We start from the raw sequence: 23296 nt of genomic DNA on the forward strand, positions 1-23296 counted from the left end.
GGGAGGTCAGAGTCGTCCGCCGGGCGGTGCTCCGCCTGTTGCTGGCCTCGGCCACCGGCGGGATCGCCGGTCTGGTCCTCTACAGCCTCACCCGGGTGACCAGCCGCAGCCTGTTCGCCGTCACCGGGGCCCTCGCGGCCGTGGTGGCGCTGCTGGCCAGCGAGTGGTACCGGAAGGCGGCGCGCCTGACCGAGGTGAAGGTCACCATCCCGCAGTTGAGCGAGCTGACCTTCGCGGTCAACAACGACTCGCGTCAGGTCGCCTGGCACATGTTCGTCGAGACGGTGACGCGGGTGTCCACCCAGCCTCTCGCCGACGACGAGGGCGTCGTACGCGAGGCCCTCACCTCGATGTACGGGCTGTTCGCCACGACCCGGGAGACGCTGAAGGTGACCCGTCCCTCGCCCGTCGTGCCCAGTGGCCAGACGGTGGAGTACCTGGCGATCACCATGCTCAACCGCGAGTTGAGGCCGTTCCTGTCCAAGTGGCACCCCCGGCTGCGCGAGTTCGAACTGGCCTATCCGGACGGCTCGGAGTCCACCTGGTCGGACAACGCGGCCTGCCGCGCCGAACTCCAGCGTGTGCAGCAGCACATCCACGGCTACGCGGCCGGCTTCGCCCGCCTGGCCGGCGTCCGCGAGGCCGACGCGCTGATCGGGCAGGTGCCCGGGCCCCGCGACGAGTCCGGCGACCTGCGGAGCGACGCCGGGCGGACGGCCCGCCCGTAGGGATGGGCGGCGGCGACGGCAGGCGGATCGACGCCTTCGTGTCGTACAGCCGGGCAGCCGACTCCCGGCTCGCGCCGTCGATCCAACGCGGACTCACCCGGCTCGCCAGGAAGTGGTACCGCATCCGGGCGCTGCACGTCTTCCGGGACCAGACGGACCTGTCCGCGTCCCACGCCCTCGGCGCCTCGATCGAGCGGGCGCTCGCCGACGCGCGATTCTTCGTGCTGCTCGCCTCGCCGGCCGCCGCGGAGTCGAAGTGGGTGGCCAAGGAGATCGAGTTCTGGCAGCGCAACAGGACGAGCGACACCTTCCTCATCGCACTGACCGACGGGACCATCAGGTGGGACGACGCGGCGGGGGACTTCGACTGGTCGGCGACCGATGCCCTGCCGCGGAGTCTGTCGGGGTACTTCGAGGCGGAACCGCTGTGGCAGGACCTCACCTGGTCCCGTGACGCGGACCGCCTCTCCCTGTGGCACGCGGGTTTCCGCGACGCGGTGGCGACACTGGCGGCTCCGATCCACGGATCCACGAAACGTGACCTGGACAACGCCGAGGTCAAGGAGCACCGGGCACTGCTGCTCGTGGGCGCGCTGGCCACGGCACTGATCCTCACCCTGGCCGTTTCCTTCGGGATCCAGTACTGGTTCGCGACGGCCGAAAGGGACCGGGCGAACGCGAACGCCCGTGACGCCACGGTGATGAGCGCGATCCAGCGGGCACAGGTCGAGTTGGCCAACGCCGAGACGGGCTACGACGTCAGAGCCTATGGACGGCTGATGGCGGCACGCTCCCTCGCCGGGAAACCGTCGGTGGAGGGCGCCGCCTACGACGCCGCGCTCGACGCCGCCTACTCCCGCCCCAACCTGCTGCGGGTCACCGAAGTCGACAGCGGTGCCGACAGCCGAGCCGCCATGACGGTCGACGGCGGGCGGGTCGCCTTCGGGGGAAAGGAGCAGCCGACGCTCTGGAGTCCCGGCACCGGCCGCCCTTCCGGACCCGACCTGGAAGCCGCGGACACCACGGATTCCAGGGTGCTCGCCCTCGCGTTCTCGCGCGACGGGAAACGTCTTGCCGCGGCCTATCAAACGGCCGTCGTGCTCTGGGACATGGCGTCCGGGAAGAAGATCAACGAATTCGCCAAGGACCGCCGCACCACCGCATCCCTTGCGCTCAGTCCCGACGGGACGACCGTCGCCGTGGCCGGGGGAGGCCTGCGGATCTGGGACGCCGACAGCGGAAGGAGCCTCGGAGAACCCCTGGGCGTGACGGGCGACCGGGTCGTCTTCAGCCCCGACGGCCGAAAGCTCGCCTTCGACGCGCTCAACAACGGGGGTTCCGAGGTCCACGTCCGGGGTCTCGACGCGGAGGGTGCCGATGAGGTCGTCATTCCGTACCCGCACGACATGATCAGCACCATCGCCTTCGCGCCGGACGGAGATTCCCTCGCCGTCGGTACCGAGGACGGCCGACTGCAACTCCGGGACCCGGACTCCGGTGAGGCGGCGGGCCGGGCCGTGTCCGGTCACCAAGGCGCGATCCGGGCCGTCGCCTTCGCCGCCGACGGCTCCCGCATCGCCACGGCGGGGGCCGACAGGACGATCCGCCAGTGGAACGCGCAGACCGGGTCCCCGATCGGCTTTCCGCTCACCGGCCACGCGGGTCCCGTCGACTTCGTCGCGTTCTCGCGCGACGGAAGTGAACTGGTCTCGCTCGGGGAGGACGCGACACTGCGTCGCTGGGACGCGCGGAACGCTCTCCTGCGAACCGGGCCCGACGACGCGAGCGCCCCGGACGCCCTCGCCGTCGACCCTCGCGGGCAGAAGGTGGCGGTCGGCAGCCGAGAAGGGGTGCGCGTCTTCGACCAGGAGACCGGCGCCCAAGTGGCGGCACTGGACCTCCCGCAGGGTGCCCGAAGCCTGTCCTACTCGCCCGACGGCACCTCCCTGCTGATCGTGAGCGCCGACGGTCTCCGGCTGTGGGAGGAGGGGGCCGAGCCACGCACGGTCACCCTCGACTCCTCCGTCGGCCCGGTCGCCGGCGCGGCCTTCATGCCCTACGGCCGGCAGATCGTGGTCGGCTCGTACGCGGGGAAGCTCCTCTTCGAAGACCTCGACGCCAAGGCCGCCGGTACGCCCAGCGCCTCGATCGACATCACGTGCGCGGCGGGGCACCTCGCCGTCAGCAAGGACGGGATGCAGGTCGCGTACGCCTGCGACGACACAGGAGGTGTCGCCGACGCCGAGGCCGGAAAGGTGCGGACCTTCGAGGCCCAGGACCGGGTCACCGCCCTGGCGATCAGCCCGGACGGGCGCACCCTGATCCTCGGAACCCTGGACGGCACGGTCTGGCGGCTGGAGCACGGTGCCGAAGCCCTCGTAGGAGTCGGGGTGCACCGGGGGGCGGTGCATTCGGTCGCCTACGGTCCCGACGGCCGCTGGTTCGCCTCGGCGGGCGAGGACGGCTCCGTCGTCGTCCATCCGCACGGAGCCAGAGAGATCTCCGCCCGCATCCCCGCCCACACCGGTCCCGTCGAGGCCGTCGCCTTCAGCCGGGACGGCGGTCGTCTCATCTCCCTGGGGGCCGACAAGACGGCCCGGGTCTGGCACACGTTCCGGGACCCGGCGGGCGCTCTGTGCGAGCGGATCACCTACAACATGTCCGAGTCCGACTGGAAGAAGTGGATCTCGGACAGCTTCGGCTACCGGGACCAGTGCGCGGGCAAGCCCCGAGCGCACGGTTGACGCATTGGTCCAGACCTTCTACGTTGTGGGCGCTCGACTCCCTCACGCGCGCACGGTTCACCTCACCCCTGTACCACCCCACCACCACAGGGAGAGCCATGTTCCACAGGCGCAGACCACCGAACAGGATCAGAGCGCGGATCGCCGCACTGGTGACCGCGTTGCTGCTGCCGCTCGCGGCGCTCACCGCGCTCGCGGCACCCGCCCAGGCGGCCGGAACGCTGACGGCGACCTTCACCTCCCAGAGCAACGGGTCCGGATGGACGGGCAAATACGTCGTCCACAACAACGGCACGGCTGCCTCCGACGGCTGGACCCTGGAGTTCGACCTGCCACCGGGCGTGTCCGTGAGCGGGCACCTCTACGGCGAAGCCACGGTCTCCGGCCGGCACGTGACCGTCGAGAACGCCTACTACAACGGCAGGGTCCCGGCGGGCGGCACCACCGAGCCCTACAGCTACCAGTTCTCGGCGACCGGCCCGGTCGGCACCCCGACCGGCTGCACCGTCAACGGCGACAAGTGCGACGGCACCCCCGACGTGCCGCCGGCCGCCCCCGGCACGCCGGAGGCGACCGCGGTCACCGCGCACACGGTGGCCTTGAGCTGGGCCGCGGCCGAGCCCGGTGACCACCCCGTCACCTCCTACGAGGTGGTGCAGGGCACCGAGACGGTCGCCACCACCAGCGGCACCTCCGCGACCGTCACCGACCTGACCCCGGCGACGAGTTACACCTTCACCGTCCGGGCCACCGACAAGCGCGGCAACGTCGGACCGGCCAGTGAACCGCTCACCGTCGAGACGGTGGACCCGGCGACCGACCCGACGCCGCCGACCGCGCCGGGCAACCCGCGCGCCACCGGCAAGACGGCCACCACCGTAGGCCTGGCCTGGGCCAAGTCCACCGACAACGTGGCCGTGGCCGCCTACGACGTCTACCGCGGCGACACTCTGGCAAAGACGGTCGGCGCGGACACCACCACGACGACGGTGGACGGCCTCTCCCCGGCCACCGCCTACACCTTCACCGTCAAGGCCCGGGACACCGCCGACAACTCCTCGGCGCCCTCCGCGGCCGTGCAGGTGACCACCGACGACGTGGCCGGCGAGGGCAAGCAGCTCAAGGTCGGGTACTTCGTGCAGTGGGGCATCTACGGACGCCAGTACTTCGTGAAGAACCTCGACACCTCCGGCGCCGCCAAGCAACTGGACGTCATCAACTACGCGTTCGAGAACCTCGACCCGACCAACCTCACCTGCCAGGCGGGCGTCACCAAGGGCACCTCCGGCAACCCGCAGGACCCGGACGAGGGCACCGGCGCCGGTGACGCGGACGCCGACTACGCGCGGCCCATGTCCGCCGCCCAGTCCGTCGACGGGGTCGCCGACGACGGCTGGGGCAAGCTGCGCGGCAACCTCAACCAGCTCAAGAAGCTCAAGGCCAAGTACCCGCACCTCAAGGTCGTCGTGTCGCTCGGCGGCTGGACGTACTCCAAGTTCTTCTCGGACGCCGCCGCCACGCCCGAGTCCCGGCAGAAGTTCGTCGAGTCCTGCATCGACGTGTGGATCAAGGGCAACCTGCCCGTCTACAACGGCGCGGGCGGACCGGGCACGGGGGCCGGCATCTTCGACGGCATCGACATCGACTGGGAGTGGCCGGGCTCCGAGGGCCACCCGGGCAACCACTACGGCGCCCAGGACAAGGACAACCTGACCGCCCTGCTCGCCGAGTTCCGCAAGCAGCTCGACGCGCTCGGCGGCGAGCACAAGCTGCTCACCGCGTTCACCCCGGCCGACCCGGCGAAGATCGAGGCAGGCTGGGACCTGACCAGGATCTTCGACTCCCTCGACTACGCCAACGTCCAGGGGTACGACTTCCACGGCTCGGGCAGCGACAACTCCTGGGAGCCCAACCGCACCGGGCACGCCTCCAACCTCTACACCGACGCGGAGGACCCCTACCCCTTCCACTTCAGCATCGAGAACGCGATCCAGACGTATCTCGACGCCGGCGTCAACCCGCGCAAACTGACGGTCGGCTTCCCCTTCTACGGGCGCGGCTGGCAGGGCGTCACCGAGGGCGGCGTCGCCGGTGAGTGGCAGGACGCGAACGGCGCGGCACCCGGCCAGTTCCCCGCCGAGGCCGGGGTCCGCGGCTACAGCAACCTGATCAGCAGCTACCCGTCCATGACCGTCCACCACGACGAGGAGTCGGTGTCCACCTTCGGCTACACCGGTCCGGGCGGCCAGTGGTGGTCCTTCGACGACACCTGGTCGATCGGGAAGAAGACCGACTGGGTCAAGTCCAAGGGCCTGCTGGGCGGCTTCGTCTGGGAGATGTCCGGTGACACGGCCGACGGCCGCCTCATGACCGCGCTGGACAACGGACTGGAGTGACGCCGGGCGACGGATTGGAGTGACGCAGGGCGTGCCCGCCCTCCCTGCCCCCCTCGCCGGGACGGCAGAGAGGGCGGGCGCGGTCGGCCCTCGCGCCCTCCGTCCCAGACCCTCCGTGCCAGAATGGACACCCCGCACCCGCACGCCGTACCGCCCCGAGGTTCCCGTGACCAAGCCCGTCGCCCGTGAGCCGCAGCGCCGCAACGCGCGGTCGAACCGGGCGCGCATCCTGGCCACCGCCCGCCGGGAGCTGGGGCGGGACCCGGACACCACGCTGGAGGAGCTGGCCCGCGCCGCCGGTGTCGTACGGCGGACCCTCTTCGGCCACTTCCCGGGGCGCGCGGCGCTGCTCGAGGCCCTCGCCGAGGAGGCGTCCGAGGTGCTGCGCGGCGCGATGGCCGATGCGGCGGGACCGGACGAACCGGCCGACCGGGCGCTCGCCCACTTCACGCTGCTGATGTGGTCCGTGGGCGACCGCTACCGCATGCTGCTGGCCCTGGCCCGGCACGACCTGGGCGTGGAGCGCGTGGCCGAGATCCTGGCCCCGGCCCGCGCCGAGGTCACCGCCATCCTGGAGCGCGGCCGGCACGACGGCTCCTTCCCGGCCCACCTGCCGCCCGCCGCGCTGAGCGCCGGGCTTGAGGCGATGATCGTCGCCTTGCTGGAGCAGGTCAACGAAGGCGCCCTGAAGGACGACGGCACCCGAGCCACGGTCGCCACCCTCATCGCGGCCGGCGTACCGGAGCACCGGGCCCGGACCGTGGTCGAGGACGTGGGCCGGGCGACGCCCGGAAGGCCCGTCGGGGCCGAGTAGACCCCGCGATCCCTCGGGACGAGTCTGCGGCTTCTGCCCGACCGCACAACCCGCGGCAGCGACGTCGCGCCGCCCGGCTTCGCACGGTCCGTGCCGGATCTTTGGCCGGAGACGTCCTGGTGGCGCAGGGCACTAGGTACGGATACTCAGGGGCGGTTTGAGTGATCACGCGGACGTGAGGCAGCGCGCCCGATCCATAGGGTTCGTCGAGGCAGCCTCATCGACTACCGCGGGGAACCGCAATTTTCCTCAGGCAATGCCTGTGCAAGGGGGAGGACACGCGCATGGCGTGGGACGAGTGGGAACAGCTGAAGACGGATGTGGCCACGCGTGGTGGTCCGGCACATATGCAGATCAATCACGTCGCCGAGGCGACGGGGGATGCCTGACCGTCGGTGCTCAGCAGGAGGTGTACGGCTCCTGGGACCGCTACGTAAAGTCGGTCAACAAGGTATGGAGATGTCAAGCTGGAATAGGTGGCTCGGTGTGCAGCGAGGCTGGATGGTTACTGCATCCGTGACATCACTACTTCTTCTCATTGCAGGGTGCTCAATGGACAAGGAAAACGGCAAGCCTCTCCCCTCTCGCGCGTCGTCCGCAGTGGAAGACGAGGTGTCGTCACTCTCCAGTCGAGTGTTGGACATGCTCAAAGTGAAGGGAAAAGTGACAGAGCCCGGGGCGTACACCTCCTCCTGTGCCGAAGATGGCAGCAAGGGTGTCTGGGTGAGGCACCCCTGGTCCATGTATGGAATTGACAACAGTGAACTCGGTGAGGGATTCGCCAATCTGAAGCGTTCGCTTCCCGGTGACGGTTGGGAAATCGTGAAGGAAGGCGACGACGGCAGTCGGGACAAGAATCCTGAAATTCGGGCCGTCCACCAAAGGACGCACAGTCAGCTCGAGGCCAGATGGCTCAAGGGCCTCGACGGCAACACGCCCCTGATTGACGTGACTCTCTACTCGCAGTGCTTCAAGGAGGCTGAGTAGTCAATTCGCCGACGGCGAGGTTGCCCCATGATGCAGTAGGGCCGGCTCCCGGCGCGAGCGCCCCATGCAGTCGCTCAGCCTGCGCACGAGCGTCGCCTGTGTCTGCTGCAACCCGCGCAGCGTCGTGCTCACCGGACGTCGAGGCACCTTATTTGCACGTCCATGTGCAACAAACTACGCTGCTCTTGTCTGCTCGCCCATGGGCAATTAACTCGCCCTCGCTTGTCTCCGGAGCCCCCATGCCCCTACTGGCCACCACCCCCGTCGAGAAGATGCCGGGGCCCTACGCCCGGCGCTGGTGGGCTCTGCTGGTGCTCTGCCTGAGTCTGCTGATCGTCGTCATGGCCAACACGTCCCTGATCGTGGCCGCCCCGGACATGACCACCGACCTGGGCCTGAGCAGCAGCGACCTGCAGTGGGTCATCGACGGCTACGCCGTCCCGTACGCCGCGCTGATGCTGGTGCTCGGCGCGATCGGCGACAAGTACAGCCGGCGCGGCGCCCTGGTCACCGGTCTGGTGATCTTCGCGGGCGGTTCGGTGATGGGCAGCCTGGTGCACGAGACGGGGCTGGTCGTCGCGGCCCGGGCGGTCATGGGCGTCGGTGCCGCCGTCGTCATGCCGGCTACGCTGTCCCTGCTGGTCGCGGTCTTTCCGAAGGGGGAGCGGGCCCGTGCCATCACGGCCTGGACCGCCACCTCGGGACTCGCCATCGCGGTCGGGCCGCTGGTCGCCGGGTGGCTTCTGGAGGACCACGCCTGGGGGTCGACCTTCCTGGTCAACGTCCCCGTCGCGGTCCTCGCCGTCGTCGGCGCGCTGATCCTCGTACCGCCGTCCAGGGCGGCCGGCGCGGGTCGCGTCGACTACGTCGGCGGGCTGCTCTCCATCGTCTCCGTCGGCAGCCTGGTCTACGCGACCATCGAGGGCCCGCACTTCGGCTGGGGCGCCGGGCCGGTTGCCGCGGCCGTCGTCGCCGGGGCCGGTCTGATCGCCTTCGTGGCCTGGGAGCTGCGCCATCCGCACCCCATGCTGGACGTGCGCAGGTTCCTGCTGCGGCCCTTCAGCGGCTCGATGCTCGCGGTGCTGTTCTTCTTCTTCGGCACCTACGGCGCCATCTACTACGCCACGCAGTTCCTGCAGTTCGTGCTCGGCTACGGCGCGCTGGAGACCGGCGTACGGCTGCTGCCGCTGGCCGGGGCCGTGTTCGTCGGCGCGGCGGCGACCGGGCGGCTGACCCCGAAGCTGGGCGTGCGGGTCACGGTCGGCTCCGGCATGGCGATCGGCACGGTCGGTGTCTTCCTGCTCGTCCTGATCGACCAGGGCTCCACCTACGCCGACTTCCTCGCCCCGATGCTGCTGCTCGGTCTCGCCATCGGCCTCAGCGTCTCCCCGGCCACCGACACCATCATGGGCTCCTTCCCGGAGAGCGAACTGGGCGTCGGCGGCGGCGCCAACGACACCGCGCTGGAGCTGGGCGGTTCGCTGGGCATCGCCGTCCTGGGCTCCCTGCTCGGCACCTCCTATCGGGACGAACTGGCCGGCCTGGTGGGCGACCGGCTCCCGGCCGCCGCACTGGACACCGCCCAGGACTCGGTGGGCGGCGGACTCGCCGTCGCCGAGCGGCTCGCCACCAACCCGGCCGCCGGACCCGAGCAGGCGCAGGCCCTCGCCGACGCCGTGAACCGGGCCTTCGCCCACGGCGTCGCCACGACCAGCCTCGTCGGCGGCGTCATCATGGCGGCCGGCACCCTGATCGTCCTCGCCGTCCTGCCCGGCCGCCGCGCCCGCGCCGCCCAGCAGGCGGAGGAAGCCCGGGAACCGGAGTACAGCGGCTCGGCGAGCTGACCCCGGGCAGCCCCCGTCACTCGGCCAGCGCCGCCAGCTCCTCCGCCGTACGCGGGCCCGACGCCGAGTCCGCGAGCAGCCCCCGCGCCCGCAGCAGTCCGGTCGCCGCGACGCCCCAGGGGAGCCGCAGCCCGGCCTGCCGCAGCAGCTCGGTGCGGGCCAGCGTCGGGGCGGCCGGGCCGGTGCGCACACCGTCCGGGGTGAGCAGGGCGGCGTCGTCGGACCAGCGCAGGGCGAGGTCGACGTCGTGGGTGGCCATCACCACGGTGGTGCCGCCCGCGCGCAGCCCGTCCAGGGTGGCGAGCAGCCGCTCCTGCCCGTCCGGGTCGAGCCCGGCGGTCGGCTCGTCGAGGATCAGCACCCGGGGCCGCATCGCGACCGCCCCCGCGATCGCGGTCCGCTTGCGCTGCCCGTACGACAGCAGGTGCGTGGGCCGCTCGGCCAGCGCCGCGATGTCCAGCGCGGCGAGTGCCTCCGCGACCCGGGTCCTGACCTCCGCGTCGGGCAGTCCGAGGTTCAGCGGACCGAAGGACACGTCCTGGCCGACCGAGGCCGCGAAGAGCTGGTCGTCCGGGTCCTGGACCACCAACTGCACGGTGGTCCGCAGCCGGGTCAGCCCCCTGCGGTCGTACGTCACCGGCTCCCCGTCGACCGTCAACGCCCCCGCGCGCGGCCTCAGTCCGCCGCTGAGCAGCCGCATCAGCGTGGTCTTGCCGCTGCCGTTGCGGCCCAGCAGCGCCAGCGCGCGCCCCTCGCGCACCGCGAAGTCCAGGCCCGTCAGCACGTCCGGGCCCTCCTCGTACGCGAACGACGCGCCCCGCAGGGCGACCAGGTCCGGGGTCGGTTCGGGTGACCGCACCGGTTCGCTCACGACAGGGGTCCTTCCAGTACGAGGGTGAGGCCGGCCAGCGCCGCAAGGAGCGCGACGCTCGCCGCCGTGAACGGCACCGAGACGCGCGCCTCGGGCACCAGTACGCGCAGGGTGCCGTCGTAACCGCGCCCGGCGAGCCCCGACTGGAGCCGCGCCGCCCGGTCGAAGGCCCGCACGAACGCGGTGGCGCCGAGCCCGCCGAGCGAACGCCAGGTCGCGGCCCGGGTGGTGTGGCCGAGCCGCGCCGCCTGCGCCTGACGGATCCGGCGTACGGAGTCCAGCAGCAGGAAACTCATCCGGTACGTCACCAGCGCCACGTCCACCACCGGCGCGGGCACCCCGGCCCGCACCAGGCGCGGCAACAGGTCCGACATCGGCGTGGTGAACGCGAACAGCAGCACCCCCAGCGAGGCCGCCGAGGTGCGCAGCAGCAGCTCACCGGCGCGCGCCGCGCCGCCGTCGGCCGCCGACAGGAACCCGTCGGGACCCCCGACCTGCACCAGCAGCGGCAGCGCGCCCGTCACACAGAATCCCAGCGGCACCCGGTAGGCCCGCCACAGCCGCCGCCCCGGCACGCCCGCCGGGCCCAGCAGTACCGTCAGCGCCGCCACCAGCACCAGCGCCGCACCCGGCCAGGGCGGCAGCGAGATCGCGAGCACGGTCAGGCCGAGACCAAGCACCGCCTTGTCCACGGGATGACGGCGGCGCCAGCGGCTGCTGTGCGCCGCCGCGTCGATCGGCAGCACTCAGTCGCCCGCGGGGGCGTCCCGCAGCGCCGCCGCCGTCCGCTCCTCGCCCTGCCGCCGCCCCCGGCGCAGACCGAAGTAGTACGCCAGCACCCCCGCGCCGAGCGCGGCCTGCACCGCGAACAGCGCCGACTCGATCTCCCCGGACGGCGGTTCGTACAGCGGCGAGAACCACGGCTCGTAGTCCGGCTCGATCTCGGTGATCGCCGTCTCGGCCTCCGCGTCGGCACCGGCGAACGGCTCCTCCTTGTGGTCGCCGAGCCCCAGCACCAGCGGCAGCGCCGCGAGCGCGGCCACGGCGAGCAGCAGCAGAGCGTTGATCTTCGCGTTGCGGGTCATCGGGCCACCGCCTCCGGCTCGTCGGACGTGGTCTTCCCGGACCGGGTCAGCAGCACGCCCAGCCGGGTCAGTTCGCCCTTGCTGGACTGCACGAGCAGCCGCATCACGATCACCGTGAGCAGGCCCTCGCTCACCGCGAGCGGGATCTGGGTCACCGCGAAGATGGACCCGAACTTGCCGAGCGCGCCCAGGAATCCGCTGCTCGGGTCCGGGAAGGCCAGCGCCAGCTGCACGCTGGTGACGCAGTAGGTGGACAGGTCGGCGACGAACGCGCCGAAGAACACGGTGACCATGAGCGGCACGTCGAAGCGGCGCAGCAGTCTGTAGACCCCGTACCCGGCCCAGGGACCGACGATCGCCATCGAGAAGACGTTGGCGCCGAGCGTGGTCAGCCCGCCGTGGGCGAGCAGCAGCGCCTGGAAGAGCAGGGTGATGGTCCCCAGGACCGCCATGATCGGCGGCCGGAACAGGATGGCGCCCAGCCCGGTGCCGGTCGGGTGCGAACAACTCCCGGTGACGGACGGCAGTTTCAGGGCCGACAGCACGAACGTGAAGGCTCCGGAGGCGCCGAGGAGCAGCGTGCTCTCCGGGTGCTCCCTGACCTCACGGGTGAGTGACCGGACTCCGTGGACGACGAACGGCGCGGACGCGACACCCCAGGCGATCGCGTGCGCCGGTGGCAGAAAGCCCTCGGCTATGTGCATGGCTCAGCAGACCCTCTCCAGCACCTCGTGGATGGACGACGCGCCTTGGCCGGTCTCCTGGCTTACGGGTACCACCGCCCGTGCTCCGCCTTCCCGGATCGCAAGCGATCCAGTGGCTGCCCGTGAGGGCCGGAGCCGGACTTTCCCGATTCACAGTGGCGAGGGCCGCACCGGCATCACACCGGATTTCCCGTTCACCAAGGCGTGGCGACAGTAGTGCTCCCACGGGGGTGGGCACAAGCAGGCCTCGGGCCCGGCACCCGCCCCGCCGGACCGCCGCACACGCCTCAGGGCTGCGCAAACGCCCGGCGCCGCCGCTCCGTCAGCCGCCGCCGCTCGTCCTCGCCCAGCGTGGCGAAGATCTCCGCGCGCCTGTGGTGCAGGGCACGCAACTCCTCCTCGCCGAGCGACTCGGCCCAGCGGCGGCGCGCCTCGCTCAGGCGGGCGACTTCTTCCGGCGTCAGGGGACGTTCCATGGCGGTCATCTCCTCGATCACGTTCAGATAGGTCTCGGTCGAGCCGTCGGCCGAGGCGTCCAGCGCGTCCAGCACGCCGAGCAGCCGGATCCGCAGCTCGGCCGTCTGCCGCAGCCGCTCCTCGACGACGCCGAGCTGCCGCCGGATCAGCTCCGCCGGATCGTGGTCCGGCTCGGCGTCCAGCAGCGCGCGGATCTGCGCCAGGGGGAGCCCGAAGCTGCGCAGCGCCAGCACGCGGTGCAGGCGCCGGACGTCGTCGGCGTCGTAGCAGCGGTGGCCGCCCTCGGTGCGGGCGGACGGGGTGAGCAGACCGAGCCGGTCGTAGTAGCGCAGGGTGCGGATGCTCAGCCCGGTCTCCCGCGCGAGTTCGCCGATGCGCCGGGTGCCGTCGGTCGCGTACGTCATGGGGCTCCTCCTCGGTGTGCGACCGAGGCTAGAAGGTGACGCGGCGGCAGTTTCAAACCCCGTCCGGGACGGGACGTGAAACCGCCGCCGTCAGCGCGAGCGGCCGCGCTGGGGCCGCCGGGCCACCATGTCCCGCATGCGGGTGGTCAGCGCGGTGGCGGCGGCGGTGAGGAAGACGAAGCTGTACGTGATCTGCAGGATGGTCACGACCCGCGCGGCCTGGCCCCGCGGGGTGATGTCCCCGTACCCGACGGTGGCCAGCGTCACCACGGTGAAGTACAGCGCGTCGATCCGGGTGTGCAGCCCGCTGAACTGGCCCGGCGCCTTGGCCAGGGCGTAGTACGTCGCCGAGAAGACGTGCACCGACAGCACGATCAGCAGCGAGATGACCACCCCGGGGCGGCTGTCCGGATGGTCGAGGAGGACGTGCCGGATCTGCCGGAGCAGCAGCACGGCCACGACGGTCAGCAGCACCGCGAACAGCGTCCAGCTCAGCACCGGCCGCTGCGGGCCGAGGTGGTCGAGGGGGAGCAGGAAGTAGGCCACCACCACGGCGGCCGCGATCCCGACCCGTACGAGCCAGGGCCGGACGGCGTCCCAGCCGGTGCGGGTGCGGGTGCGGGTGCGGGGGCGTGGGCTCGGGCGCGGGTCTGCGGTCCGGCGGGTCCTCACCGTGCCGCTCCCGTCGTCGGCGCCCCGCCCGTCTCTCCGCCCGACTCCCCGCCGGGTGCCCGGCCCGCCTCCGGCCCGCTCCCGCGCACCAGCTGGGCGACGATGAACGCGACGACCGAGGCCGTCACGATCAGCGGCATCTGGTCGTGGGCGTCCCGGCCCAACAGCAGCACCGCCAGGACCGCGCTGGCCAGTGGCAGCCCCGTCACCGCGGCCGCCGCGGCGGCGATGCCGAGGGCGAGCGCCGGGGTGGCGCCGAAGCCGGGCAGCCCGGAGCAGGCCAGGCCCGTCGCCGCGCCCAGCAGGACGGCCGGGAAGATCGGGCCGCCGCGCAGCGCGCCCAGCGCGATGCCCCAGGCCAGTCCCTTGCACGCGACCAGCGCCACCAGCGCGCCCACGGACCAGGCGTGCGGCTGCGCGGCGAGCTGGGCGAGGGCGGCCTGACCGGACAGCGCCGCCTCGGCCGGGGAGCGGCCGGTGATCAGCGCGTACGCGGCGACACAGACGCCGACCGCGGTGGCGCAGGCGACGGTGCGCGCGGCCGTGTGGCGCCGGGTCCAGGTGACCGTGCGGCGGCCCAGCTCGCGGGCCAGCGTGACCAGTACGGCGATCAGGGCCGCGGTGGGCAGGCCCCACAGGAAGTCGCCCGCGTCCGGATTGGCCTGCGGCGGCAGGTCGGGCAGGCTCAGCGCGCCGATCTCCAGCCCCGTCCACTGCCCGAAGCCGGTGAAGACCAGGGCGCCGGTCGCGCTGGCCAGCAGGCAGGGCAGCAGCAGGGCGACCAGCTGGGTGCCGGCCAGCCCCGCCCCCTCGATGAGCAGGACCGCCGCCGCGATCGGGCCGCCGAGGATGGTGGAGATCGCGGCGGTGGAGCCGGCCGTGGCGAGGATCGCGCTCGCCCGCTGGTCGCCGCCCGCGCCCGCCCGCCGCACCGCCAGCAGGGCCAGCCCGCTGCCGACGGCCATGAGCGGGGCCTCGGGACCCAGCACCACGCCGAGCGGCAGCGTGGCCAGCGCGGCCAGCACCGCGCCGGGCAGCGCCCGGGGGCCCACGGGTGCGCCGCCCAGGCCGTTCACCGGCAGATGGCCGCCGCCGCCCGGCATCCGGGTCACGATCGGCGCCAGGATCAGCCCGGCGAGCACCAGCGCGGGCAGTGGCCACCACCAGGGCGGGGTGTCGTATCCGGCCGCCTCGGGCAGCGACGTCCACACCCAGTGCTGCACCTCGTGCTGCAGTCCGACGAAGAAGAAGCAGGCCAGCGCGATGGGCACGCCCAGCAGCACGCACAGCAGCAACAGCCGCCGGTAGCCGGGGCTGAGCAGGGTCTGCCGCAGGGACCGCTCCGCCCGGTCCGGGACGGCGTTCGCCGGCGCGGTCACGGAACCCGTCCGCGCGGACCCCGCCGGGGCAGCGGCCGACTCGTCACACGCCCTCCTTCGTCCCGCCCGGGTCCGTCGGTCGCCGGGGCCGCGGGTGCCGCTCAGTTAACGCGAGGCCGGGGGCGTCCGCATGCGCACGCCCGGCGCGCGATTCACCCGTCCGGCGGACCCGCCTGGCCGGGGAGCGCGGCCACCCGCAGGCTCTGAATGACCTGTCGGTGCCGTCGGGCACCGGTGGGCAGCTGCCCCGTACGGGGGACACAGAAAGGACTCCGCTCATGAGCCAGCACGCCGAACCCACCCCCGGCCGGCCGTCCCACGGCGGCGACGCCTCCTGGGCCCAGCGCTCGGGCGACCGCACCAGCGGCTGGGTGACCGGCGGTGTCGTCTTCGCGGGCGTACTGCTGCTGCTGAACGGCGCGCTCGCCGTTCTCCAGGGCATCGCGGCCATCGCCGAGGACGACGTGTACGCCCGTATCGGCACCTACGTCTACGAGATGAGCCTGACCGGCTGGGGGATCGTGCACGTCATCCTGGGCGCCCTCGTGTTCGTCACCGGGTTCGGTCTGCTCAAGGACATGGCCTGGGCGCGGGTGGCGGGCATCGTCCTCGCCTCGCTGAGCCTGATCGCCCAGTTCCTGTTCCTGCCGTACGCGCCCGTCTGGTCCGTGATCATGATGGCGATCGACGTGTTCGTGATCTGGGCCCTGGCGAGCCGCCAGGACGCCGCCTCGTCCCGGGCCTGAGACTCCACGCCCGGGCACAGACTCCACGCCCGGACACCACCTCCCTCCACGCCCGGAACGACGGACGGTCACCCCGCACCCTCGGGGGTGACCGTCCGTCGTGTCCGGGCTCAGTGTCGGCGCAGGCTCCGGGCCAGGGCCGTTGCCGCCGCCGCGGTGCCCAGGGCGGCGGCCGTCGTGGCTGTCGGGGCCAGGGCCAGGGCCAGGGCCGGGGCCGGGGCCTGTGCGCGGGGTGCGGGGGCGGCCGGGCGTCCGCCGGGCGTCCGCCGGGTGGGGTGCCGTATGTGCTGCTCCGGGGCTGGCAGGGAGGGGGCGAGGTCCGTCGGGTTCAGTGTCGGCGCAGGCTCCGGGCCAGGGCCGTTGCCGCCGCCGCGGTGCCCAGGGCGGCGGCCGTCGTGGCCGCCAGGGCCAGGGTCCGGGCGCGGGGGCCGGGGGCGGACGGACGGGCGCCCGGGGCGGTGCCGTACGCGCTGCCCGGAGTCCCCGGGTCGGTCGCGGGGCCGGGCGGCAGGGCCGAGGCCAGCAGTTCCGCCAGGTGCACGCCCTCGTGGCCGCCGCTGTCGAACTCGTGGATCTGGGTGCGGCAGCTGAAGCCGTCGGCGAGGACGACGGTCGACTCGTCCTCCTCCCGCAGCCGCGGCAGCAGCACCCGCTCCGCGCACGCCTCGCTGACGTCCAGGTGACCGCGCTCGAAGCCGAAGTTGCCGGCCAGCCCGCAGCAGCCGGAGTCCAGTCGTTCCGCGTCCACCCCGGCCCGGCGCAGCAGTTCCTGGTCGGCCTCCCAGCCCAGTACCGCGTGCTGGTGGCAGTGCACCTGGGCCAGCGCACGCGCGGAGCGGTCGGGCACCCGCGGCGGCTCGTAGCCGGGGGAGTGCCCGGTGAGCAGCTCCGACAGCGTCACCGTCTGCTCGGCCAGCCGCCGCACGTCCTGGTCGCCGGGGAACAGCTCGGCCGCGTCCGCCCGGAAGACGGCCGTGCAGCTCGGCTCCAGCGCCACGACCAGGCCGCCCGCCCGGACATGCTTGGCCAGGGCGCGCACCGTACGGGTGAGGACCTTCTCTGCCGTGCCGAGCTGCCCGGTGGAGATCCAGGTCAGCCCGCAGCACAGCGGCTCGCGCGGCAGCTCCACCCGCCAGCCGGCGTGTTCGAGGACCCGTACCGCCGCCCGGCCGATGTGCGGGTGGAAGTGGTTGGTGAAGGTGTCCGGCCACAGCAGCACGGACCCGCGGTGCCCGTCGCCCTCCGGCTCGCGCTCCGCGAACCACTGTTCGAAGGTCCGTTCCGCGAACAGCGGCACCTCCCGGTCCGCCACCCCCGCCACCCGCACCGCCGCCCTCGACAGCAGCGGCGCGTGGGTGAGCGCGTTGACGACCGGCGCGAGCCGGGTGCGGCCCACCACCCGCGCGAGCGCCGGGAGCCAGCCCATCGACCAGTCCGAGCGCGGCCGGCGCCACGGCCGGCCCTCGTAGTGGTGGGAGAGGAACTCCGCCTTGTACGTGGCCATGTCCACGTCCGCCGGACAGTCCTTCTTGCAGCCCTTGCAGGCCAGGCAGAGATCGAGGGCGTCCTTGACCTCCTCCGAGCGCCAGCCGTCCCGGATCGCGCCGTCCCCGTGCCCGTCGAGCATCTCGAACAGCAGCCGGGCCCGGCCCCGCGTCGAGTGCTCCTCCTCCCGGGTCACCTGGTACGACGGGCACATCACCGTGCCGTCGCTGGTGTGCTGCCGGCACTTGCCGACGCCGACGCAGCGGTTCGCCGCCTGGGAGAACGAACCCCCGTCGTGCGGGAAGCGGAAGTGCAGGTCGCGGGGCTCGAACGGGGCCCAGCCACCGCCGAGCCGCAGGTTGTCGTCCAGCCCGTACGGCGCGACGACCTTCCCCGGGTTCATCCGGTCCAGCGGGTCGAACACGGCCTTCAGCCGCCCGAACGCCTCCACCAGCCGGTCCCCGAACATCCGCCCCAGCAGCTCGCCCCGGCTCTGCCCGTCCCCGTGCTCCCCGGACAGCGAGCCGCCGAACTCGACCACGAGATCGGCCGCCCGCTCCATGAACCTCCGGTACGCCGCCACCCCGTCCGCGGTGTACAGGTCGAACGGGATCCGGGTGTGCACGCAGCCCTGCCCGAAGTGGCCGTACAGGCTCGGACCCGTGTCGCTCAGGTACCCGAACTCCTCGAACAGCCCGCGCAGCCGCCGCAGGTAGTCGCCCAGCTTCTCGGGGGAGACCGCCGAGTCCTCCCAGCCCTCGAAGGTGTCGGGCTTGCCGGGGATGTGCGCGGTGGCGCCGAGCCCGGCCTCGCGGACCTGCCACAGGTCCTCCTCGTGCGACGGGTCGTCCAGGAACGCGCAGTCGGCGTCGCGTTCGGAGCGGTGCACGGCCTGGAGCATCCGGTGCGCCCGTGCGTCGGCCTCCTCGACGGTGTCCCCGCCGAACTGCACCATCAGGTAGGCGTTGCCCTCGGGCATCTCGGCCAGCGCCTCGGGGTTCAGGTGCTTGATCCGCTCGTCGCGCACCAGCCGGGCGTCGACGCCCTCCAGGGCGATCGGCTCGTGCGGCAGGATGCCGGGCACCGCGTCGGCGGCCTTGTCGATGCTGTCGAACCCGAGCACGAGCAGGGAGCGTTCCTTCACCACCGGCACCAGCTTCAGCTCCGCCCGCACCACCGTGACCAGCGTCGACTCGCTGCCCACCAGCAGCCCCGCCACGTCGAAGCCGAACTCCGGCAGCAGGGAGTCCAGGTTGTAGCCGGAGACCCGGCGCGGGACGTCCGGAAACCGGCGGCGGACCTCGTCCCCGTAGGTGTCCCGCAGCGCCCGCAGCCGCCGGTAGACGGTCGCCCGCAGATCGCCCTGCCGCTCGATCTCGGCGAACTCCTCGTCGTCCGTCCGGCCGCACCAGAAGCGGGTGCCGTCGTACAGCAGCACCTCCAGGCGGGCGATGTTGTCCACGACCTTGCCGTGCGCCTGCGCGGTGGCGCCGCAGGAGTTGTTGCCGATCATGCCGCCGATGGTGCAGTTGGGGTGGGTGGCGGGCTCGGGTCCGTAGCGCAGGCCGTGCGGCGCGAGTTGCCGGTTGAGGTCGTCGAGCACGATCCCGGGCTGGACGACGCAGGTGCGGGCGCCGGGGTCCACCGACTCCACCCGGGTGCAGTACTTCGACCAGTCGAGGACCACGCCCGCGTTGGTGCACTGCCCGGCCAGGCTGGTCCCGCCACCGCGCGAGAGCACGGGCGCGCCGAACTCCCGGGCCACGGCCACCGCCTCCACCCCGGCCTCCGGGGTACGTGGGACGACCACGCCGAGGGGGGTCTGCCGGAAGTTCGACGCGTCCGTGGAGTAGGCGGCCCGGCTCCCGGCGTCGAAGCGGACCTCACCGTCCACCCGCTCGCACAGGGCGTCCCGGAGGGCGTCGGTGTCGACCTTCGGCGGTGCCCCCTCGCGTGTGACGGGATCGGGCAGGTCCAGCGCACCCATGGGCACTCCTTCGTGTGACGGCGTACGTCCGTCGGCGCGGCGGCGGCTTTCCCGCTCGCGGGCTCCCGCCCGGGCGCGACGGCTGTCGCTGAGTACCCGGCCCGGCGCCGGACAATCACCGGACACGGAGCGTCGCCAACCGTGTCGCTGTTGGGCCGAACGGGTGACTTGGCGTAAGAATTGGCTGGTGCAGGCAATGAAGGCGAGTGAAATCGGGGGAGCCGGTGAACAGCCACGACGTCACCGATGAACAGTGGGAAGGGCTCGCCCAGGTAGTTCCGCTGCGGGGGCGCGACGCCTGGCCGTCCGCGGTCGGTCACCGGGCGATGCCCGAGGCGGAGACGGAGCGGCGCCGCCGTTTCGTGGTCCTGAGGATCAACGTGTTCGCGGACGCCCGCGAGGTCGCCGAGACGCTGATGGCGGGGATCCCGGTGCTCCTGGACCTGACCAGCGCCGAGGGCGACGTCGCCAAGCGGGTCCTGGACTTCAGTACCGGCGTCGTCTTCGGCCTGGCCAGCGGGATGCACCGGGTGGACCGCAACGTCTTCCTGCTGACCCCGGCGGGCACCGAGGTGAACGGGCTGATGGAGAGTGCGGCTGGGGTGCCGGGAGTGTGACGGTCCGCTGCGGCCCTGACCGTCCGGTCCCCCGATCGTAGGAAAGCCGTCCGGGCAAAACGGTTCGCCGTCCGGCGGAGTCCTACGGTCCGCATATGGCAGCGTCACCTGCGTCCTCCGCGTCACCTGCGTCCTCCGCGTTACCGGCGTCCGTCGCGCCGGCTCCCGACCGCCCCCGCGTCACCCAGCTGCGGCTGTCCGCCTTCGCCGGGCACCGGCGCGCCGTGCTGCGGCTCGGGCCGCTCACCGTGCTCGCCGGGCCCAGCGGCAGCGGCAAGACCAGTGCGCTCAGGGCGTACGACGCCCTGGCCCGGCTCGGCGGCGGCGCGGAACTCGGCGCGGTGTTCCCGGACCCGGGCGCCTGCGTGCCCGAGCGGGCCCGGCCCGACGCGCAGCACCGCCGGGGCTTTCGCATCGGCTGCACGGCCGACGGCGCGGAGGGACCGGTGCACCTGGACGTCGCCGTGCAGGCCGAGCCCGAACTGCGCATCGTCGGGGAGCGGCTGACGGCGGACGGCGTCGTGCTGCTGGAAACGGCCCTGCGCGATCCCGGCCGCCGTGCCGTGCAGGCGGCCTGGCACACGGCCGGGTCGGCGCCCGTGACCCGTGCTCCGCTGCCCGACGACCGGCTCGGCACCCCGCTGCTGCCGCTGCGGGTGGCCGGCAAGACGGACGGGCAGCGCAGGGTGCTCGCGGCGGCCGAACAGATGGTGGTCGCGCTGCGCTCCGTCTTCGCCTGCGATCCGCGGCCGGGCCGGATGCGGGAGCCCGTACCCACCGGCTCGGGGCGCCTGCTCGGCGGCTGCGACAACCTCGCCGACGTGCTGTGGCGCACCCGCGCCGAGTGCGGTCGGCGGCACGCGCAGTTCGTCGCGGCGGTACGGGCCGGCTGCGCGGGCCCGGTCGAGGACGTCCTGGCCGAACCGGCCCTCGGCGGTGTGGTCCGCGCGCTGCTCGACCGGGGCGACGGGGTCCGCACCGGCCTCGGCCGCCTCGGCTACGGCGAGCTGCGCTACCTCGCCCTCGCCCTGGTGCTGTTCACCGGACCCGGCGTCCTGGAGGTCGACCCGGCCGGCGAGGTGCCCGCCGCGCTGCAGACGCTCACCGTCCTCGCCGACGGCTTCGACCGCGGCCTGGACGTGCGCCAGCGCGCCGAACTGCTCCGGCTGGCGGCGCGGATGTGCGACCGGGGACACATCCGCCTCGTCGGAGCGGTCGCCGACGCGTCGTGGGCGGTCGAGGCGGTCGAGGCGGTGGGGGAGGCGGGGCGGGCAGGGGTGGCCGCGGCGGGCGGCCTCACGGTGGTACACCTGAACCCGTGACCGATCACCCCCGTGACCTGGCGGCACTGCGGCGCAGGCTGGCCGAGTTCGCCGCCGCGCGCGACTGGCAGCCCTACCACACCCCCAAGAACCTGGCCGCCGCGCTGAGCGTGGAGGCCTCCGAACTCCTCGAGATCTTCCAGTGGCTGACGCCCGAGCAGTCGGCCCGCGTCATGACCGACCCGGACACCGCCCACCGGGTCCGGGACGAGGTCGCCGACGTCCTGGCGTACCTCCTCCAGTTCTGCGAGGTGCTCGGAGTCGACCCGCTGGCCGCGCTGGAGGAGAAGATCGAGCGCAACGAGTCGCGGTTCCCGGTGGCGGGCGCACCGGAAGACTGAACTCGGGGGAGTCAACTACTCCGTTATCACTCTCCGCAGTCAAATTCCGGCCAGAAATCGTGATGGTGTCCGAAGATTTCCGCCTTCCTCTGGCTTTTCGTCCCACACGCCTTCACTCTGGGTAGTGAACAACGGAGTTCGGGCGGACGCGCCGCGAGCGCGTCGGACAGACGGGGGCAGCGCATGGACGCTGTGCGGCTCATCGTGACGAGTGGGCGTGCCCTGGCCGCCGGCGGCGAGGTGCCGGAGGTCCTGACGGAGGTGTGGCAGGTGCAGGCCCTGGCCCAGGCGATCGGCAGCCGGCTGGCGGTCCACGGACCACCCGAACTGCGCGGCGAGGCCATCGGGTTGACCGAACTGGCGGGCCGCGGCTGCGGAGTGCTGCACACTCCGGAGCTGGCCCCGGACGAGCTGCGCGCCGCCCAGCTCACCGAACTGGGCGACGCCCGGCAGGCCCTGATGCGCCTGGGCACCCTGCTCGGCGAGACCGGCATCGCCCTCGTGGGCGTCGCCTGCGCCGCCGACGACGAGGCGACGTACTGGCAGTGCATGGAGGCCATCGACGCGGCGGACGAGTCGCGCGACCGGGTCCTGGAGATGCTGCGCAAACTGGCGGACCGCGACGCACACTTACCCGAGCGGGAGGCGGGCTAGGACGGCCACCGGGCCCGTGCTCCCGCGCGCCGCGGCGTGGAGCCTGTGCCGTACCCCCGTGCCGAGCAGGCAGGATGGAAGACATGGATCTCCGTATCTTCACCGAGCCCCAGCAGGGGGCCACCTACGACACCTTGCTCACCGTGGCCAAGGCCACCGAGGACCTCGGCTTTGACGCCTTCTTCCGCAGCGACCACTACCTGCGCATGGGCGCCGTGGACGGACTCCCCGGGCCCACCGACGCCTGGATCACCCTCGCCGGACTCGCCCGGGAGACGAAGCGCATCCGCCTCGGCACCCTCATGACCGCCGGCACCTTCCGCCTGCCCGGCGTCCTCGCCATCCAGGTCGCCCAGGTCGACCAGATGTCGGGCGGCCGCGTCGAGCTGGGCCTGGGCGCCGGCTGGTTCGAGGAGGAGCACAAGGCTTACGGCATCCCCTTCCCGAAGGAGAAGATCGGCCGCCTGGAGGAGCAGTTGGCCGTCGTCACCGGTCTGTGGGCCACCGAGACCGGCAAGACCTTCGACTTCCACGGAAAGTTCTACGACCTCACCGACTCGCCCGCGCTGCCCAAGCCCGCGCAGGCCAAGGTGCCCGTGCTCATCGGCGGGCACGGCGCCACCCGCACCCCGCGGCTGGCCGGTCAGTACGCCGACGAGTTCAACATGCCGTTCGCCTCGATCGAGGACACCGAGCGCCAGTTCGGCCGGGTGCGGGCCGCCGCCGAGGCGGCCGGCCGCGGCGCGGACGCGCTCGTCTACTCCAACGCCCTCGTCGCCTGCGTCGGCAAGGACGACGCCGAGGTCGCCCGGCGCGCCGCCGTCATCGGCCGCGAGGTGGAGGAGCTGAAGGCCAACGGCCTCGCGGGCTCCCCGGCCGAGGTGGTCGAGAAGATCGGCCGCTACGCCGAGGCCGGCGCCCAGCGGATCTACCTCCAGATCCTCGACCTCGACGACCTGGACCACCTGGAGCTGATCTCCTCCCAGGTCCAGTCGCAGCTGTCCTGAGACCCACCCGAGCGGTACATCAAACCGTCGAA

20 protein-coding genes and 1 riboswitch are annotated in these 23296 nt (G+C 72.7%); of the genes, 12 read left to right on the forward strand and 8 right to left on the reverse strand.

The genetic code is table 11. The features are described 5' to 3' along the window. Positions 1 to 26: 26 nt before the first annotated feature. The 6 genes from ACFV9J_RS28855 to ACFV9J_RS28880 all read left to right on the forward strand — a co-directional run bounded on the left by ACFV9J_RS28855 (position 27) and on the right by ACFV9J_RS28880 (position 9513). Complete coding sequence (locus ACFV9J_RS28855; RefSeq protein ID WP_385358775.1) at positions 27 to 728, forward strand: hypothetical protein; 702 nt, start codon at positions 27 to 29, stop codon at positions 726 to 728. A 2-nt stretch (positions 729 to 730) separates the two neighbouring features. After that, on the forward strand, positions 731 to 3472 hold the full coding sequence (locus tag ACFV9J_RS28860) for a TIR domain-containing protein (protein WP_385358778.1): 2742 nt from the start codon (positions 731 to 733) through the stop codon (positions 3470 to 3472). A 98-nt stretch (positions 3473 to 3570) separates the two neighbouring features. Then, positions 3571 to 5868: a glycosyl hydrolase family 18 protein gene (locus ACFV9J_RS28865; RefSeq protein ID WP_385358781.1), complete on the forward strand. Its 2298-nt coding sequence runs from the start codon at positions 3571 to 3573 to the stop codon at positions 5866 to 5868. 166 nt (positions 5869 to 6034) lie between these two features. Beyond that, positions 6035 to 6682, forward strand: coding sequence for a TetR/AcrR family transcriptional regulator (locus tag ACFV9J_RS28870; protein ID WP_385358783.1), 648 nt, complete (start codon positions 6035 to 6037; stop codon positions 6680 to 6682). A 552-nt stretch (positions 6683 to 7234) separates the two neighbouring features. Continuing rightward, positions 7235 to 7669: a hypothetical protein gene (locus tag ACFV9J_RS28875; protein ID WP_385358786.1), complete on the forward strand. Its 435-nt coding sequence runs from the start codon at positions 7235 to 7237 to the stop codon at positions 7667 to 7669. Positions 7670 to 7908: 239 nt separating this feature from the next. Then, positions 7909 to 9513, forward strand: a complete 1605-nt coding sequence (locus ACFV9J_RS28880; protein ID WP_385358789.1) for an MFS transporter — start codon at positions 7909 to 7911, stop codon at positions 9511 to 9513. 16 nt (positions 9514 to 9529) lie between these two features. Here the strand turns inward: ACFV9J_RS28880 and ACFV9J_RS28885 are convergent, their stop codons facing one another. From ACFV9J_RS28885 to ACFV9J_RS28915, 7 genes are all read right to left on the reverse strand, one after another. Continuing rightward, positions 9530 to 10384 (reverse strand): ATP-binding cassette domain-containing protein, encoded by an 855-nt coding sequence (locus ACFV9J_RS28885; protein ID WP_385358791.1) that lies wholly within the window; start codon positions 10382 to 10384, stop codon positions 9530 to 9532. Beyond that, positions 10381 to 11130 (reverse strand): cobalt ECF transporter T component CbiQ, encoded by a 750-nt coding sequence (gene cbiQ / locus ACFV9J_RS28890; protein ID WP_385358793.1) that lies wholly within the window; start codon positions 11128 to 11130, stop codon positions 10381 to 10383. The genes ACFV9J_RS28885 and cbiQ overlap by 4 nt, the downstream gene beginning before the upstream one ends. After that, positions 11131 to 11469 (reverse strand): energy-coupling factor ABC transporter substrate-binding protein, encoded by a 339-nt coding sequence (locus tag ACFV9J_RS28895; protein ID WP_385358794.1) that lies wholly within the window; start codon positions 11467 to 11469, stop codon positions 11131 to 11133. After that, complete coding sequence (locus ACFV9J_RS28900) at positions 11466 to 12173, reverse strand: energy-coupling factor ABC transporter permease (RefSeq protein ID WP_385358796.1); 708 nt, start codon at positions 12171 to 12173, stop codon at positions 11466 to 11468. The genes ACFV9J_RS28895 and ACFV9J_RS28900 overlap by 4 nt, the downstream gene beginning before the upstream one ends. A gap of 29 nt (positions 12174 to 12202) precedes the next feature. Then, positions 12203 to 12390: riboswitch (cobalamin riboswitch) on the reverse strand. A gap of 70 nt (positions 12391 to 12460) precedes the next feature. Next, positions 12461 to 13054, reverse strand: a complete 594-nt coding sequence (locus ACFV9J_RS28905) for a MerR family transcriptional regulator (RefSeq protein WP_385358798.1) — start codon at positions 13052 to 13054, stop codon at positions 12461 to 12463. 90 nt (positions 13055 to 13144) lie between these two features. Further along, on the reverse strand, positions 13145 to 13726 hold the full coding sequence (locus tag ACFV9J_RS28910) for a potassium channel family protein (RefSeq protein ID WP_385358800.1): 582 nt from the start codon (positions 13724 to 13726) through the stop codon (positions 13145 to 13147). Then, positions 13723 to 15105: a chloride channel protein gene (locus ACFV9J_RS28915; protein WP_385358802.1), complete on the reverse strand. Its 1383-nt coding sequence runs from the start codon at positions 15103 to 15105 to the stop codon at positions 13723 to 13725. Before ACFV9J_RS28915 ends, ACFV9J_RS28910 begins: the two co-directional genes overlap by 4 nt. Positions 15106 to 15383: 278 nt before the next feature. On the opposite strand from ACFV9J_RS28915, the gene ACFV9J_RS28920 reads away from it, so the two are divergent. Further along, entirely contained in the window at positions 15384 to 15851 is a 468-nt protein-coding gene (locus ACFV9J_RS28920) for a hypothetical protein (protein ID WP_385358804.1), read from the forward strand. A gap of 328 nt (positions 15852 to 16179) precedes the next feature. On the opposite strand, the gene ACFV9J_RS28925 is transcribed toward ACFV9J_RS28920, so the two are convergent. After that, on the reverse strand, positions 16180 to 19323 hold the full coding sequence (locus tag ACFV9J_RS28925; protein ID WP_385358806.1) for an FAD-binding and (Fe-S)-binding domain-containing protein: 3144 nt from the start codon (positions 19321 to 19323) through the stop codon (positions 16180 to 16182). Positions 19324 to 19547: 224 nt separating this feature from the next. On the opposite strand from ACFV9J_RS28925, the gene ACFV9J_RS28930 reads away from it, so the two are divergent. The 5 genes from ACFV9J_RS28930 (at position 19548) to ACFV9J_RS28950 (ending at position 23264) form a co-directional block, all read left to right on the forward strand. Continuing rightward, complete coding sequence (locus ACFV9J_RS28930; protein ID WP_385358809.1) at positions 19548 to 19940, forward strand: cell division protein SepF; 393 nt, start codon at positions 19548 to 19550, stop codon at positions 19938 to 19940. Positions 19941 to 20035: 95 nt separating this feature from the next. Beyond that, a complete protein-coding gene (locus tag ACFV9J_RS28935; protein WP_385358810.1) occupies positions 20036 to 21262 on the forward strand; it encodes an ATP-binding protein in 1227 nt (408 codons plus the stop codon). After that, positions 21259 to 21603: a nucleotide pyrophosphohydrolase gene (locus tag ACFV9J_RS28940; protein ID WP_385358812.1), complete on the forward strand. Its 345-nt coding sequence runs from the start codon at positions 21259 to 21261 to the stop codon at positions 21601 to 21603. Before ACFV9J_RS28935 ends, ACFV9J_RS28940 begins: the two co-directional genes overlap by 4 nt. Positions 21604 to 21786: 183 nt before the next feature. After that, positions 21787 to 22257: a DUF6099 family protein gene (locus ACFV9J_RS28945; protein WP_385358815.1), complete on the forward strand. Its 471-nt coding sequence runs from the start codon at positions 21787 to 21789 to the stop codon at positions 22255 to 22257. A gap of 83 nt (positions 22258 to 22340) precedes the next feature. Continuing rightward, positions 22341 to 23264, forward strand: a complete 924-nt coding sequence (locus ACFV9J_RS28950) for an LLM class F420-dependent oxidoreductase (RefSeq protein WP_385358817.1) — start codon at positions 22341 to 22343, stop codon at positions 23262 to 23264. Positions 23265 to 23296 lie beyond the last annotated feature (32 nt).

This window comes from Streptomyces sp. NPDC059906, from assembly GCF_042730645.1.
In the GTDB taxonomy this organism is placed as follows: Bacteria; Actinomycetota; Actinomycetes; order Streptomycetales; family Streptomycetaceae; genus Streptomyces; species Streptomyces rubrogriseus.

What these genes read in the sequence shown, in the direction of transcription:
- ACFV9J_RS28860 (WP_385358778.1), top strand. Translation starts at nt 731, where the DNA reads ATGGGCGGCGGCGACGGCAGGCGGATCGACGCCTTCGTGTCGTACAGC.
- ACFV9J_RS28865 (WP_385358781.1), top strand. Translation starts at nt 3,571, where the DNA reads ATGTTCCACAGGCGCAGACCACCGAACAGGATCAGAGCGCGGATCGCC.
- ACFV9J_RS28875 (WP_385358786.1), top strand. Translation starts at nt 7,235, where the DNA reads ATGGACAAGGAAAACGGCAAGCCTCTCCCCTCTCGCGCGTCGTCCGCA.
- ACFV9J_RS28880 (WP_385358789.1), top strand. Translation starts at nt 7,909, where the DNA reads ATGCCCCTACTGGCCACCACCCCCGTCGAGAAGATGCCGGGGCCCTAC.
- ACFV9J_RS28895 (WP_385358794.1), bottom strand. Translation starts at nt 11,469, where the DNA reads ATGACCCGCAACGCGAAGATCAACGCTCTGCTGCTGCTCGCCGTGGCC.
- ACFV9J_RS28900 (WP_385358796.1), bottom strand. Translation starts at nt 12,173, where the DNA reads ATGCACATAGCCGAGGGCTTTCTGCCACCGGCGCACGCGATCGCCTGG.
- ACFV9J_RS28905 (WP_385358798.1), bottom strand. Translation starts at nt 13,054, where the DNA reads ATGACGTACGCGACCGACGGCACCCGGCGCATCGGCGAACTCGCGCGG.
- ACFV9J_RS28920 (WP_385358804.1), top strand. Translation starts at nt 15,384, where the DNA reads ATGAGCCAGCACGCCGAACCCACCCCCGGCCGGCCGTCCCACGGCGGC.
- ACFV9J_RS28925 (WP_385358806.1), bottom strand. Translation starts at nt 19,323, where the DNA reads ATGGGTGCGCTGGACCTGCCCGATCCCGTCACACGCGAGGGGGCACCG.
- ACFV9J_RS28935 (WP_385358810.1), top strand. Translation starts at nt 20,036, where the DNA reads ATGGCAGCGTCACCTGCGTCCTCCGCGTCACCTGCGTCCTCCGCGTTA.
- ACFV9J_RS28945 (WP_385358815.1), top strand. Translation starts at nt 21,787, where the DNA reads ATGGACGCTGTGCGGCTCATCGTGACGAGTGGGCGTGCCCTGGCCGCC.
- ACFV9J_RS28950 (WP_385358817.1), top strand. Translation starts at nt 22,341, where the DNA reads ATGGATCTCCGTATCTTCACCGAGCCCCAGCAGGGGGCCACCTACGAC.